Source organism: Pseudomonas sp. GW822-FHT02E03 (assembly GCF_058802325.1).
This window is the reverse complement of the sequence record NZ_JBXAOA010000033.1, coordinates 24,530-38,621: the sequence shown is the minus strand read 5'-3', so window position 1 is coordinate 38,621 and position 14,092 is coordinate 24,530. Positions and strand designations below refer to the sequence as shown.

The following is a 14,092-nucleotide window of genomic DNA, read 5'->3' as shown; positions in this document are numbered from 1 at the left end:
TCGATGAATCTGTCGCGTTACCGTTTCATCCTGTCACGCCCCCTGCAGCTGCTGCCGGTGCTGTTCGGCATCAGTCTCATCACGTTTGTGCTGGTGCGCTCGATTCCCGGCGACCCGGCGCGCGCCCTCCTCGGCTCGCGCAGCACGCCAGAGGGGCTGCTCAGGGTGCGCGCTCAGTTCGGCCTCGATCAGCCACTGTGGATGCAGTACTTCTACTTCCTGAAAAACCTGTTCAACGGCGACCTCGGCCAGTCATTGCTGTACAAGGTCGACGCCTTGAAGCTGATCAGCACACGCATCGAGCCCACGTTGTTTCTGGTGCTTGGCAGCGTGCTGCTGGCCATGTTGATCGCGGTGCCGCTGGCCACCGTTGCGGCCCGTAACAAGGGCGGTTGGGGCGACAACCTGATCCGCCTGTTCACCACCGCCGGCCTCGGCATGCCGGCATTTTGGCTGGGGATCATGTTGATCCTGCTATTCAGCGTACAACTGGGCTGGTTTCCGGTTTCCGGCTACGGCCGTTCCTGGCCGGACAAACTGCACCACATGGTCCTGCCCTGCCTGACCATTGCCCTGGCGTTATCGGCGGTATTGATACGTAACCTGAGGGCAAGCATGCTGATGGAGTTGCAAGCCGACCATGTCACTGCAGCCCGGGCTCGCGGCCTGCCCGAAAACGTGGTGTTTCGTCGCCATGTACTGCCCAACTCCCTCGTACCCGCCGTCAACCTGCTGGCGGTGAACATCGGCTGGCTGATCAGCGGCACGGTGGTCATCGAGAGTCTGTTCGCCATTCCCGGGATCGGCCAGTTATTGGTCCGAGGCATCTTCACCCGTGACTATATGGTGGTCCAGGGCGTGGCGATGGTGCTGGCCTGCGCCACTGTGGCGGTAAACTTTCTCGCCGATGTGGTGACAGTCGCCATCGATCCACGCGTGAAAATCCGATGAGCAGCCAGGCAACGACGGTCCCCCGACTGAACCTGCGCCTGGGTTTGCGCAACCCTCGATTGGCAATGGGATTGGGCCTGACAATCCTGTTCGGTTGGCTGGTGCTGGCGATCTTCGCGCCCTGGATCGCACCCTTCGATCCAATCGCCCAGAACACTGATATTCGCTTGGTGGCGCCCCATCTGGCCCACCCGTTCGGCACTGACAATTTTGGCCGCGACGTTTTGTCTCGAGTGATCTGGTCAGCCCGCATCGACTTGCAACTGGCGGTCATCGGGGTGATTTTCCCGTTTCTGATCGGCACGTGTGTCGGGGCTTTGTCCGGCTACATCGGCGGGCGTTTCGACACGTTCTGTATGCGCCTGATCGATATCATCCTGGCCTTCCCGTTCCTGGTGTTGATGCTGGCGATCATGGCGATCCTCGGTCCCGGCCTGATGAGTTTCTATATCGCCATGGCACTGGTGGGCTGGGTGTCCTACGCACGATTGATCCGCTCGCAGATCCTGATACTCAAGGAAAGCGATTTTGCCCTGGCCGCCAAAAGCCTCGGCTTCGGTCATGGGCGCATTCTGTTCAGGCACCTGCTGCCGAACGCGATGTTCGGTTCGATCGTGTTTTCCATGTCCGATGCGGTGCTGGTATTGCTCAACGGCGCAGCGGTCAGTTACCTCGGCCTCGGGGTTCAACCACCGACTGCCGAGTGGGGCACGATGGTCGCCGAAGGCCAGAGTTTCATTACTTCCGCCTGGTGGATCTGCACCTTCCCGGGATTGGCGATCGTCACCCTGGCCATGGGCTTCAGCCTGTTGGCCGACGCTGTTGCCGAACACTTGGGTGAACGCTCGTGAGTGCGCCTGTGCTGAAGGTCGAAGAGCTCAGCGTTATCGTCCGTAAGGGTGAGCACGAGGTGACGCTGGTGGATCGTTTGTCCTTTGACCTGGCCGAGGGTGAAGTGCTCGGACTGGTGGGAGAAAGCGGCTCCGGCAAGACCCTGGCTTGTCGCGGTTTAATGAGACTGTTGCCGTCGCCGAACCTGCGTGTCGAAGGCACAGCCGTGCAACTGGCCGGGGAAAATCTGTTGCACCTGGACGAGGCCGGCATGCGCCGCATGCGTGGGCGTCAATTGGGGATGATTTTCCAGAACCCCAGCAGCCATCTCGACCCGTTGATGCGCATCGGCGAGCAGATTGGCGAAGGTATTCGTCTGCACCAAGGCGCCAGCAGGCGCGAAGCCCGCGCCCAGGCCATCGACGTACTCCGGCAAGTGGGCATTCCCGATCCGCAGCGGCGAGTTGACAGTTACCCTCACGAATTTTCCGGCGGCATGCGCCAGCGAGCGATGATCGCCGTGGCACTGGGTTGCAACCCGAACGTGCTGATCGCCGACGAACCGACCACCGCCCTCGACGTCACGGTGCAAGCGCAGATCCTGCGCCTATTGCTCGATCTGCGCGACCAGCGTGGCCTGTCGATCATCATGATCACCCATGACCTGGGGGTCGTTGCGCAGACCTGCGACTCGATTGCGGTGATGTACGCCGGACGCTTGTGCGAGCACGGCAACAAGCACGAGGTGCTGGCCCATCCGCGCCACCCTTACACCGCGGGGTTGATCGACTGTCAGCCGGCCACCAGTCACGGTCACGCATTGCTCAACACCATCGCCGGGCAACCGCCCCTGCTCGACGCCCTGCCCCAGGGTTGCCGCTTCAATCCGCGTTGCCAGCAAATCGGCAACCGATGCACAACACTGATGCCGGGTTTGCAGCCGGTCAGCCATGGACACCGCATCGCTTGCCATTACCCCTTGGCTGCCGGAGACCACTCATGACCCTGCTCAAGGTCAAGGATTTGCATGTGCGCTTCGCCGCGCCGGGCACTGGTCTAATGGGCATGAACCGGCAATGGCTGACGGCGGTCAACGGCGTCTCGCTGACCCTCTCGGCGGGTGAAACGCTCGGGCTGGTCGGCGAGTCGGGCAGCGGTAAAAGCAGCCTGGGGCGAGCGATCCTGCACCTCAACGAGATTTACGCCGGGCAGGTGCTGTTCGACGGTATCGACATGGCCCATGCCGGGAAAGTCGACATCACGCGGCTGCGTCATGAGACGGCGATGGTTTTCCAAGACCCTTACGCCGCCCTCAATCCACGCCTGAGCATCGGCCAGACCCTGGCAGAAGTGCTCCGGGTACAACGCAAGGTGCCGGAATCGCTGATTGCGGCCCGTGTCGGTGAACTGCTGACGCTGGTCGGTCTGCGCCCTGAATTGGCCTCGCGCAAACCACACGCCTTGAGCGGCGGCCAATGCCAGCGTGTCGGGATCGCCCGTGCGCTGGCCGTGGAGCCGCGCCTGATCGTCGCCGATGAATGCGTGGCCGCGCTGGACGTGTCCATCCAGGGGCAGATCATCAATCTGCTGCTGGAGCTGCGCCAGCGCATGAACCTGGCGATTGTGTTCATTGCCCATGATCTGGCGATCGTTCGCCGGCTCTGTGATCGGGTGGCGGTGATGTACCTGGGCAAGATCGTCGAAGAAGGACCGGTGGAAGAAGTATTTCGCTCCCCGCGACATCCCTATACCGCCGCGCTGATCCAGTCGATTCCAGAAATCGATCCGGCCCGGGCGCTACCCACCGACCCTTTGCCTGGTGAACCGCCCAGCCCTTTGCAGTTGCCATCCGGTTGCGCCTTTCACCCACGCTGTCGCTACGTTCGTGCCACTTGTAGCCAGGTGGTGCCCCCTACCCGTCAACTCGACGCTCGCCGTTACGACTGCGTGCTCGAGGAGCCTCTGTTTTAAAAAACCACGTACTCATCAAGAAGGAGTTTGACCATGAGATCCAGGCATTTGAAATTGCTCGCCGCAGCCACATTGACCGCTTGCACCCTTGCCAGCGGCATTGCTCAGGCGGCGGGTGTACTCACCATCGGTTGCCGCGAAGAAAGCACCACGTTCGACCCGATCAAAAGTGCGCAAAACCGCGACACCTGGGTGTTTTCCAATGTCTACGACACACTGATCCGAGTCGACAAGGCCGGCAGCAAGATGGAACCCGGCCTGGCTGAAAGCTGGAAAGTCTCCGACGATGGTCTGACCTACACCTTCAAAATGCGTGCGGCGAAATTCTCCGACGGCTCGCCGATCACGGCCGATGATGCGGCATTCAGTCTGTTGCGCACTCGTGATAACAAGGCTTCGCTGTGGAGCGATGCCTACAAACTGATCGACACGGCGAAAGCGGCCGATCCACAGACCCTGGTCGTTACCCTGACTACCCCGTCGGTACCGTTCCTCTCGCAACTGGCCTCGCCAACCGTGTCGGTGCTTTCGCAGAAGGCCATGACCCGCATGGGTGAAGATGCCTATGCTCAGGAGCCAGTGGTGTCAGGGGCATTTTTTGTCAAGGAATGGCTGCGTGGCGACCGCGTGAAGCTGGAGAAGAACCCGAATTTCTGGCAGGCCGACAAGGTCAGCCTGGATGGCGTGGAGTGGATTTCCATTCCAGACGACAATACCCGGATGCTCAAGGTGCAGGCAGGCGAACTGGACTCAGCGATCTTCGTACCGTTTTCGCGAGTCGATGCGCTGCGCAAGGATCCCAACCTGACCATCCACTCCGACCCTTCCACTCGGGAAGATCACCTGCTGATCAACCATGAGCACGGTCTGCTGAGCAAGCCTGAAGTACGTCAGGCACTGGACATGGCGATCAACAAAAAATCGGTGGTCGATACCGTGACCTTCGGCCATGGCCAGGAGGCTTACTCCTACATTCCCAAAGGCTCGCTTTACCACTACGCCGACAATTTGAAGCGTCCATTCGACCCGGCCAAAGCCAAGCAGATGCTGATCGATGCCGGCGCAGCGGGCATGAAGCTGAATTACGTGGTCAACGCCGGTAACGAAGCTGATGAGCAGATTGCCGTGCTGGTTCAACAGCAACTGGCGGCCGTCGGTGTGACCGCCACCCTGCAAAAGGTTGACCCCACCCAGAGCTGGCAGATGCTGGTCGACGGTGACTACGACCTGTCCGTGATGTACTGGACAAACGACATCCTCGACCCGGACCAGAAGACCACGTTCGTTCTGGGCCACGACACCAACATGAACTACATGACCCGCTACAAGAACGACAAGGTCAAGGATCTGGTATCGGCTGCCCGCATTGAAGCGGCCCCGGCCAAGCGTGAACAGATGTACGTCGACCTGCAGAAGATCGCCAAAAATGACGTCAACTGGATCGACCTTTACTACAGCCCTTACATCAACATTTCGCGCAAGAACATCGAAAACTTCCAGCAGAATCCACTGGGGCGCTTCTCTCTTGAGGAAACGGTGAAGAACTGAGCAATCGTTGCGCTGAAGCAAGCAGCTCCAGCGCAACCCGGACTGATCCAGAAATAAAAAATGGACCTCTGAAAAGAGGTCCATTTTTTTTGCCAAAAAAGTCCCGTTGGCAGCGGCTTTATCCGGCAGCCCTGCTCAGTAAGCAGTCGCCATCGGGCAGCATACGGGTGCCGATCAAACATTTCGCCGCTACAATGCGCACCTTGACCGTGACAAGCCAGACTAAAAAACATGTCCCTGCCCAAACATCACCTGGAACTGCTCAGCCCCGCCCGCGACGTGGCCATCGCCCGCGAGGCCATCCTGCATGGCGCCGATGCCGTGTACATCGGGGGCCCGAGTTTCGGTGCCCGCCACAACGCCTGTAACGAGGTGAGCGATATCGCCCAATTGGTGGAATTCGCCCGTCGCTACCACGCCCGGGTCTTCACCACCATCAACACGATCCTGCACGACAACGAGTTGGAGCCAGCCCGCAAGCTGATCCACCAGTTGTACGACGCCGGCGTCGACGCGCTGATCGTCCAGGACCTGGGCGTGATGGAGCTGGACATCCCGCCGATCGAGTTGCACGCCAGCACCCAGACCGACATCCGCACCCTGGCGCGGGCGAAGTTCCTCGACCAGGCTGGCTTCTCCCAATTGGTACTGGCCCGCGAGCTGAACCTCCAGGAGATCCGCGCCATCGCCGACGAAACCGATGCGGCGATCGAATTCTTCATCCACGGCGCGCTGTGCGTGGCGTTCTCCGGCCAGTGCAATATTTCCCATGCGCAGACCGGTCGGAGCGCCAACCGTGGCGACTGCTCCCAGGCTTGCCGCTTGCCGTACACCCTCAAGGACGAAAAAGGCGGTGTAATCGCTTACGAAAAACACTTGCTGTCGATGAAGGACAACAACCAGAGCGCCAACATCCGCGCGCTGGTGGAAGCCGGCGTGCGCTCGTTCAAGATCGAGGGTCGCTACAAAGACATGGGCTATGTGAAGAACATCACAGCCTGGTATCGCCAGCGCCTGGACGACGTCCTCGAAGACCGCCCGGATCTGGCCCGCGCGTCCAGCGGCCGCACCGCGCACTTCTTCGTGCCCGATCCGGACAAAACCTTCCACCGTGGCAGCACCGACTACTTCGTCAGCGACCGCAAGATCGACATCGGCGCCTTCGACACACCGACCTTCACCGGTCTGCCGGTGGGCGTGGTGGAGAAAGTCGGCAAGCGCGATCTGCTGGTGGTCACCCACGAACCACTGTCCAACGGCGACGGCCTCAATGTGCTGGTCAAGCGTGAAGTCGTGGGCTGGCGTACCAACATCGCCGAGCCGAAGGGCGAGTTCGAAGAGGACGGGGAAAAGCGCTACCGCTATCGTGTGGAACCCAATGAGATGCCGAAAGGGTTGCACCAGTTGCGACCGAATCACCCGCTGAGCCGCAACCTCGACCACAACTGGCAGCAGGCCCTGCTCAAGACCTCCGCCGAGCGCCGGGTGGGTGTTGCCTGGGTCGCTCGCCTGCGTGAGGATCGCCTGGAGCTGACGGCCACCAGCGAGGAAGGTGTCAGCGCCAGTGTCGCCCTGGACGGTCCATTCGGTCTGGCCAACAAGCCGGAGCAGGCGCTGGAGCAACTGCACGACCTGCTCGGCCAACTGGGCACTACTCAGTACCACGCCACGGCTATCGAGCTGGATGCACCGCAGGCGTATTTCATTCCCAACTCGCAGCTCAAGGCCTTGCGCCGCGAAGTCATCGAAGCGCTGACCACGGCCCGCATCGAAGCCCACCCTCGTGGTGGTCGCAAGGCCGAGACCGAGCCGCCACCGGTGTACCCGGACTCGCACCTGTCGTTCCTGGCCAACGTCTACAACCAGAAAGCCCGCGACTTCTATCACCGCCACGGCGTCAAGCTGATCGACGCTGCCTATGAGGCTCACGAGGAGACCGGCGAGGTGCCGGTGATGATCACCAAGCACTGCCTGCGTTTCTCCTTCAACCTCTGCCCCAAACAGGCCAAGGGCGTCACCGGCGTGCGTACCAAAGTCGCGCCGATGCAACTGGTGCATGGTGATGAGGTGCTGACGCTGAAGTTCGACTGCAAGCCTTGCGAGATGCACGTGATCGGCAAGATGAAGGGGCACATCCTTGACCTGCCGCAACCGGGCAGCGTGGTGCAGCAGGTCGTCGGCCACATCAGCCCAGAAGAGCTGCTCAAGACCATCCCTCGCGCGCCCCACTGAGTGACTGGCGAGCGCGCCGCTACGGCGCCGCGCTCGCTGCGCTCGCTAGACGGTTGAATGTTAAAGGCGTCACCCAGAGGGATTTGCAGGCATAAAAAAACGCCAGGCCGGATCGGCGTTGGCGTTTTCTGTATGACGACTCTCCAGGACTCCCGCACTGCCTGTCGGCGGGGCCATACTTGGATGAGTATCAGGAAAATGGCAGGGGCGGCTGGATTCGAACCAACGCATGGCAGGATCAAAACCTGCTGCCTTACCGCTTGGCGACGCCCCTGTATCTGTAGCGAGTGCCCTTGCGCTACAAGCCCTGTAAGGACCGCTGCAAGAACGGGCGGCAATTTATCAACTTTCTCTTCGTCTGGGAAGGCCAACACAAAAATATATTTGTTTTAAAACAGATGCTTACTCTTGATGCCGGAGGGTGCCATGGCGGCTGTTACCGATACTCTGAAGCTGTTTCTCGCCGGCGATGTCATGACCGCCCGCGGCATCGACTCAGTACTGCCACATCCTGGCGATCCGCGGCTTTACGAAGACTATGTCAAGAATGCCGGCGTTTACGTCCGGCTGGCAGAAAGACTCAATGGCCCGATTCCCCTCCCCGTCGATTTCACCTATGTCTGGGGCGCTGCGCTGGATGAGTTCGAACGTCGCCAGCCACACGCACGCATCATCAATCTGGAAACAGCGGTGTCGTGCCGCGGACGACCGGAACCAAAAGGCATCAATTACCGCATGAGCCCGGAGAACTTCCCGGCCATCAGCGCAGCCGGCATCGACTGTTGCGTGCTGGCCAACAACCATGTGCTGGACTGGGGAGCAGCCGGCCTGGCCGATACGCTGGATACTTTGTCGAGCAACGGCATGTGCAGCGCCGGCGCCGGGCACAACCGGCAATCTGCCAAAGCACCCGCCGTGCTGCCGCAGCCTGGCGGGCGACGTTTGTTGGTGTATGGCCTCGGCGCACCTGACAGTGGCATACCGCCGGACTGGGCCGCCACGGACAGGCGCGCGGGTGTCGCGCGTCTGGAAGATCTGTCGATGCACAGCCTGCGTCCTGTGGCCGAACGGATTCTCCAGAGCAAAAAACCGCGGGACCTGGTGGTCGCCTCCATTCACTGGGGCGGCAACTGGGGGTTCGATATCCCGCGCGAGCAGGTTCGGTTCGCCCATGCCTTGATCGACGAAGCCGGAGTTGACGTAGTGCATGGACATTCCTCACACCACATCAAGGGCATCGAGGTGTACCGCGAACATCTGATTCTCTATGGCTGCGGTGATCTGCTGAACGATTACGAAGGCATCGAGGGCCACACAGCCTTTCGCGGCGACTTGGGGCTTCTGTACTTTGCCTCGCTGGACCCGAACGGGCACCTGCAGTCGCTGGACCTGATCCCCACTCACTTGCGTGGCTTTCGCATCTGTCGCGCCGAAGGGGATGACCATCAATGGCTGCACGACACCCTTTCTCGCGAATGCGCACGCTTGGGCAGCAGCATCCAGCCGGGTGCTAAAAATACCTTCGAGTTGCATTGGTAGTACCGTTTGAACATGTGAAAGCCCAGGGGGGCTTTTTGTAGAAGCCAGGCTTGCCTCGCTCCTATGAAAAGCGCTTTGTTCGCTTCCCGGTTTTTTTCGTTTCTGCGTCGCTTTTGCATTTTTGTGCGACAGATCCCCCTCCAGGGACTCCCGTACCACTCCCTCGTGGTGTTAGTTTGGAAACGTTTCTGACTCATTGACCAGATATTTCTTACAACCTGCCTGCAAAGGAATGCCCCCAACAATGGATTTCTCACTCAAGCACCTGGCCGCGACAACCCTGATGCTGGCCAGCCTTTCGTCGTTCACCACGTCAGCGCACGCCAACATCACCCCGCAACAGAGCGCGACCATCCTCAAGACTTTCAGTGACACATCGGTCACCGATTTCAGGCAATTCCTGGGACGCCTGGCCAAGAGCGACCTTGCCCACACCAGCGATCTCGGCCCGGCAATCAGTGCCTTCCAGGGCAACAAGCCGCTTACCGCTGAACAACAGAACGAGATTCATCGCCTGCTGGGCCTCTATGCACGGGTGAAATACGGCAACGCTGCCACCGAGACCCTGCGCGAGCTGGTGGCAATCCCGACCTTCCGCGTGGACGGCGTTGCTCAGCACGACAATCCCGAATTCATCAAGATCGCCGACAAGCTCAAGGGCCTAGCCCAAGCGTTCAACCTGAATTTTCGCAACATCGACAACCGCGTCTATGAAATCTCCCTCGCAGGCGATGGCGACGAAGTCGTAGGCATTCACGCACATACCGATGTGGTGCCCGTAACGCCGGAGAACTGGGTCCTGAAAGACGGCACCCGACTCGATCCGTTCAAGGTCACTCTGGTCGGTGACCGCCTGTATGGCCGGGGCACCGAGGATGACAAGAACGGTATCGTGGTGGCGCTCTATGCCATGAAGATCATCAAGGAAGAGAAGCTGCCGCTGGCGAGGAATTTCAAGCTGCTGGTAGACACCACCGAAGAAACCACCGGCGACGCCATCCCCTATTACTTCGAACACAACCCGACGCCCAACTACAACCTGGCGCTGGATGGCGGCTACCCGGTGGTGATTGCCGAGAAAGGCTACGGCACCGTCATGGCCAGTTTTTCTCGGCGCGCCGCACAGGGCCAAGGCGCCGAAATCGTTGCAATGACGGGCGGCCTGGCAACCAACCAGATTCCATCGACTTCGGTCGCCACCCTGGTGACCGCCAAGCCCGCCGAATTGGCTGCCAGCCTGCAGAAGGCAGGTAGCGATTATGCCAAGCGCAATGGCGGCAACTTCGAGGTGAGCGCCAAGGTCGTCGGCAAGGACGTCAAACTGACGGTCACCGGCGTTTCCGCCCACTCCTCCGAGCCCGAGTCAGGCGTCAACCCGGTGGCAAGAATGCTGGACTTCATCAACAGCCTCGACGGGAAGATCGCGCTCAAGCACAACCACATGACCGACGCCGCCCGCTACGCCGCCGACAACTGGGGGCTGGACTACCTGGGTGGCAAATTGGGTGTGGGCTTTTCCGATGACTTCATGGGACCGCTGACCGCATCCCTGACCTACGTCGGGATGGATGAAAAAACCTTCAAACTTGCGGTCAACCTGCGGGTGCCCAAGGGCAAATCCCCGGAAGTGCTCAAGACCGAAATCGCCGACAAGCTTGGCACCTGGAGCAAGAAGACCCACATTGCGGCGGCCTTTGACTACTCGATCGCCGAGCCGATGCACCGCAACCCTGAGGGTGAATGGGTCAAGGCCCTGCTGGCCGTGGCCAGCGAAAACCTCGGCATGGAACACAAGTTCGGCACCTCTGCCGGCGCTACTTCGGTCCATGAGTTGCCCAATGGCGTGCAGTTCGGCCTGGCCAGGCCCGAGGTCAAGTACACCGGTCACAACGACAACGAGTTCAAGACTGTCGACCAGTTCCTGCTGGACCTGCAGATCGTGACCGAAATGTTCGGGCGCATCGGGCAGATGCCGAAACTCTGATCCCTTTCGGACCCGTTATTCTGGCGGGTCCATTTTTATGCGATTGGGGCTGGGTAGCCTTCCATGCCTGGTCGACAGGATCCCTTTATGCCGCTGAGTTTTCATAAAATGCACGCCAATGGCGATGACTTCGTCATCGTGGACTCGCGAAATTCGGCCAATCCAATGACAAGCACCATGGCTCGGCGAATGGGTGATCGGTACCGAGGAATCGGGTTCAACCAACTCGCGGTTCTGCTCAATTGCGATGATGCCGTTGCGCGCCTGATGTTCTGGAATGCCGATGGCTCCACCCTGGATGTGTGTGGCAGCGCAACGCGGGGGGCCGCGGATATGCTGATGCGCGAATCAAATACTACGTCGATAACGCTGCGAACCAACCGTGGCCTACTCACGTGTGAGCGAACCTCAAGCGGTGCGATTTCCGTCAACATGGGAGAACCGCTTTTCGGCTGGTCGGAAATTCCCCTGGCGCTGGAACTGGATACGGCTGTTTTACCACTGGCGGGTGCCCCAGCAGCGACCAGTATGGGCAATCCGCACTGCACCTATTTCGTCGATGATCTAACCGCCGTCGATATTGCGACCCTCGGACCAACCATTGAAACCAACCCTCTATTCCCCCTCAAGACGAATGTGCATTTCGTCCAGATCATTGATCGAAAGCACATTCGATTGCGCATTTGGGAGCGCGGGGGCGGGATTCCACTCGGCTCAGGCTCCTGCTCTTGTGGCGCCGCTGTTAACGGAATTCGTCGTGGTTTGTTAGACCATTGCGTTGAGGTTGAATGTGATGGTGGCACCGTAACGGTTCAATGGGATGGCGTGGGACCTGTCTTTCTCATCGGGCCGGTAGAGACAACGTTCTCGGGAACCGTTCACGACAGCCTCTCCTACAGGCTATGAATCGGCAGCCATCGCGTAACTGACCTATTCTGAATCGACCGACAAAAGATCACCCTTTTGAGGTACCTGAACTCGTTACAGCAATGGAGGCTGGATGATGAAGGAGCATTCGATTGAGTTTCGCGCTGGAGAGGTGCATACGCCGCACACTCCGCCCCTCGCCATGACCCGTTCCACCCAATCTCCCACGCTCAATAGCCGCATCGAGCTTTACACCCAGGAGGCGATGGTCAATTGGCTAGGCCCGTTGCAGCTGATGCGCACGGGCTTACAAACGGCCGTTGCCACCACAATGGGAGCCTTCGCCGACCCGCGCGAAGTGCTGGCGATGCTCAACCCTCGGGACTCTAACCCGCCCATCCAGGTGGTTGCCGACGGTGACGTGTGGGTCGATTATCTGGCCGATACCGGCGATGGCTGGGACTCTACCTACTCGATGGCGCTGTGTGTCAGCAATGCTGTCGAGTTGTCGGAACACCAGCTCTCATTACCGCGCGGCGACGTGCTGCTGCTCGGCGGCGATCAGGTCTATCCCACACCGGCCGGCAACGGGTATCGAACCCGCTTCCTCGATCCCTTCCGCGCCGCATTTCCCGCGCCGGTACCCAAGGGGCGCCCTGGTGACCAGGCCCAGCCCGTACGGCAGCCGGGTGCGCCGTGGATATTGGCGACGCCTGGCAACCACGATTGGTATGACGGTCTGCGCGGTTTCTCCCAACTGTTTTGCGAGCAGAAGCCCATCGGCGCCTGGGAAACCCGCCAGCGCACCGGTTACTATGTGCTGCAGTTGCCCAATGGCTGGTGGGTCTGGGGCCTGGATCTGCAGTTTGAATCCATGATCGACCGACAGCAGAAGCAATACTTCCAGCAGATGCACGCCAAATTGCAGCCAGGCGATCGCGTGATCCTCTGCACACCCGAGCCGAGTTGGGTGGATGAGGCCGAACGGCTGGCACGCGAGGAGAGCAAGGCCTTGCCCTCGATCGAAACCCAGACGCCGCGCTTTCGCAGCCTGCGCGAGATCGAGGAACTCTTGGGTGACCACCTCGCGGTAGTGTTGGCCGGAGACTCACACCACTACGCGCGCTATCAGCCAAAAGCGGGCACCCAGGCGCCGCAGCGCATCACCTGCGGAGGCGGTGGCGCCTTCTTGAATGCCACCCATCACCTTCCCGATCCGCCCAAGCCGATCAACGTTGGCGGAACCCGCCAGCATTACGAGCTGGCAGCGGTCTACCCGGCCAAAAAGACCTCCGAGCAACTGCGTAATCGGGCATGGCGGCTACCTACCCGCAATCTCTCGTTCTGCGCCATGCTGGCCATCTTGTACCTGCTGTTCGACTGGATGGTACAAAGCGCCAGCACGGTGCCCCACCCGGCACGAGGCAATCGCAGCCTGATGGACGTGTTGTCTGACCTCCAAGCGTCTATTCCCAACATCAGCGAAGTCTGGCGACATCTGCTCCTGGTCTTGTCCCACAGTCCTTCGTCGGTGATGTTCGCCGTGATCATTGTGCTGGGTTGTGCCGTGTTCTCAGCTGCCGGGGTCAAGCGCACCCGAAAGCTCGCTTATGCCATCGGAGCTGTTCACGGGGTCCTTCATCTGGGACTGGCGATCGGACTGCTGTGGCTGATGGGCCGTGTCAACATCCACTACCTGCAGTTGGAGGTTGAAAACCTGCACCAGGTTGTGTTGTTCCTGGCGGAGACGCTGGTGCTCGGCGGCAGTTTGGGAGGCCTGTTGTTCGGAGCCTGGATAGTGATGGGCAATACCTTTTGGGGGCTACATAGCGAGGCGGTTTTTTCCTCGCAGTGCATCGCCGACCACAAGTGTTTCCTGCGCATGCACTTCAAAGGTGACCAACTGACCATTTACCCACTCAAGTTGGAGAAGGTCTGCCGGCGCTGGTCCCTGGGATCGGGAGTCGCCAAACTGGCGAAGGTGCAGCGCACCTGGAGGTTGCGGGCAACGCCTGAAAGCACTGGCCCGCGATTCGTGCCAGCCTCGGGGGCGCTCGAACTGGAACTGATCGAGCCGCCCATCGTGATTCAACGTGGAAGAACCGCCCCATGAACGCTTCGTAGGCGTCAGGCTTGCCGGCGAAGGCGCTTTCAAAGACGCCTTCGCCG

The 14,092-nt window shown here is 60.1% G+C and carries 10 protein-coding genes and 1 tRNA gene; 10 read left to right on the top strand and 1 reads right to left on the bottom strand.

Annotation, left to right across the window (positions count from 1 at the left end):
* Positions 1-3: 3 nt before the first annotated feature.
* The 6 genes from AC1RQB_RS21265 (at position 4) to AC1RQB_RS21240 (ending at position 7,533) form a co-directional block, all read left to right on the top strand.
* Positions 4-951, top strand: a complete 948-nt coding sequence (locus AC1RQB_RS21265; RefSeq protein ID WP_008074301.1) for an ABC transporter permease — start codon at positions 4-6, stop codon at positions 949-951.
* Positions 948-1,802, top strand: a complete 855-nt coding sequence (locus tag AC1RQB_RS21260; protein ID WP_063343816.1) for an ABC transporter permease — start codon at positions 948-950, stop codon at positions 1,800-1,802. The genes AC1RQB_RS21265 and AC1RQB_RS21260 overlap by 4 nt, the downstream gene beginning before the upstream one ends.
* Positions 1,799-2,785: an ABC transporter ATP-binding protein gene (locus tag AC1RQB_RS21255; protein WP_063343817.1), complete on the top strand. Its 987-nt coding sequence runs from the start codon at positions 1,799-1,801 to the stop codon at positions 2,783-2,785. The genes AC1RQB_RS21260 and AC1RQB_RS21255 overlap by 4 nt, the downstream gene beginning before the upstream one ends.
* Entirely contained in the window at positions 2,782-3,753 is a 972-nt protein-coding gene (locus AC1RQB_RS21250) for an ABC transporter ATP-binding protein (protein WP_063343818.1), read from the top strand. Before AC1RQB_RS21255 ends, AC1RQB_RS21250 begins: the two co-directional genes overlap by 4 nt.
* A gap of 33 nt (positions 3,754-3,786) precedes the next feature.
* Positions 3,787-5,301, top strand: coding sequence for an ABC transporter substrate-binding protein (locus AC1RQB_RS21245; protein WP_063343819.1), 1,515 nt, complete (start codon positions 3,787-3,789; stop codon positions 5,299-5,301).
* Positions 5,302-5,532: 231 nt separating this feature from the next.
* Entirely contained in the window at positions 5,533-7,533 is a 2,001-nt protein-coding gene (locus tag AC1RQB_RS21240) for a peptidase U32 family protein (RefSeq protein WP_063343820.1), read from the top strand.
* 199 nt (positions 7,534-7,732) lie between these two features.
* Here the strand turns inward: AC1RQB_RS21240 and AC1RQB_RS21235 are convergent.
* Positions 7,733-7,807: transfer RNA gene (locus tag AC1RQB_RS21235), tRNA-Gln, on the bottom strand.
* Positions 7,808-7,959: 152 nt separating this feature from the next.
* Here AC1RQB_RS21235 and AC1RQB_RS21230 point away from each other — a divergent pair.
* The 4 genes from AC1RQB_RS21230 (at position 7,960) to AC1RQB_RS21215 (ending at position 14,036) form a co-directional block, all read left to right on the top strand.
* Positions 7,960-9,072: a CapA family protein gene (locus AC1RQB_RS21230; protein WP_063343821.1), complete on the top strand. Its 1,113-nt coding sequence runs from the start codon at positions 7,960-7,962 to the stop codon at positions 9,070-9,072.
* Positions 9,073-9,316: 244 nt separating this feature from the next.
* Positions 9,317-11,056 carry a dipeptidase gene (locus AC1RQB_RS21225; protein ID WP_063343822.1) on the top strand — a complete coding sequence of 580 codons (1,740 nt, stop codon included), beginning with the start codon at positions 9,317-9,319 and terminating at the stop codon, positions 11,054-11,056.
* Between the two features lie 87 nt (positions 11,057-11,143).
* The gene (gene dapF, locus AC1RQB_RS21220; RefSeq protein WP_207267304.1) at positions 11,144-11,962 is read left to right on the top strand and encodes a diaminopimelate epimerase; all 819 of its coding nucleotides are present in this window, start codon (positions 11,144-11,146) and stop codon (positions 11,960-11,962) included.
* A 97-nt stretch (positions 11,963-12,059) separates the two neighbouring features.
* Positions 12,060-14,036, top strand: coding sequence for a metallophosphoesterase (locus AC1RQB_RS21215; RefSeq protein WP_063343823.1), 1,977 nt, complete (start codon positions 12,060-12,062; stop codon positions 14,034-14,036).
* Positions 14,037-14,092: the final 56 nt, after the last annotated feature.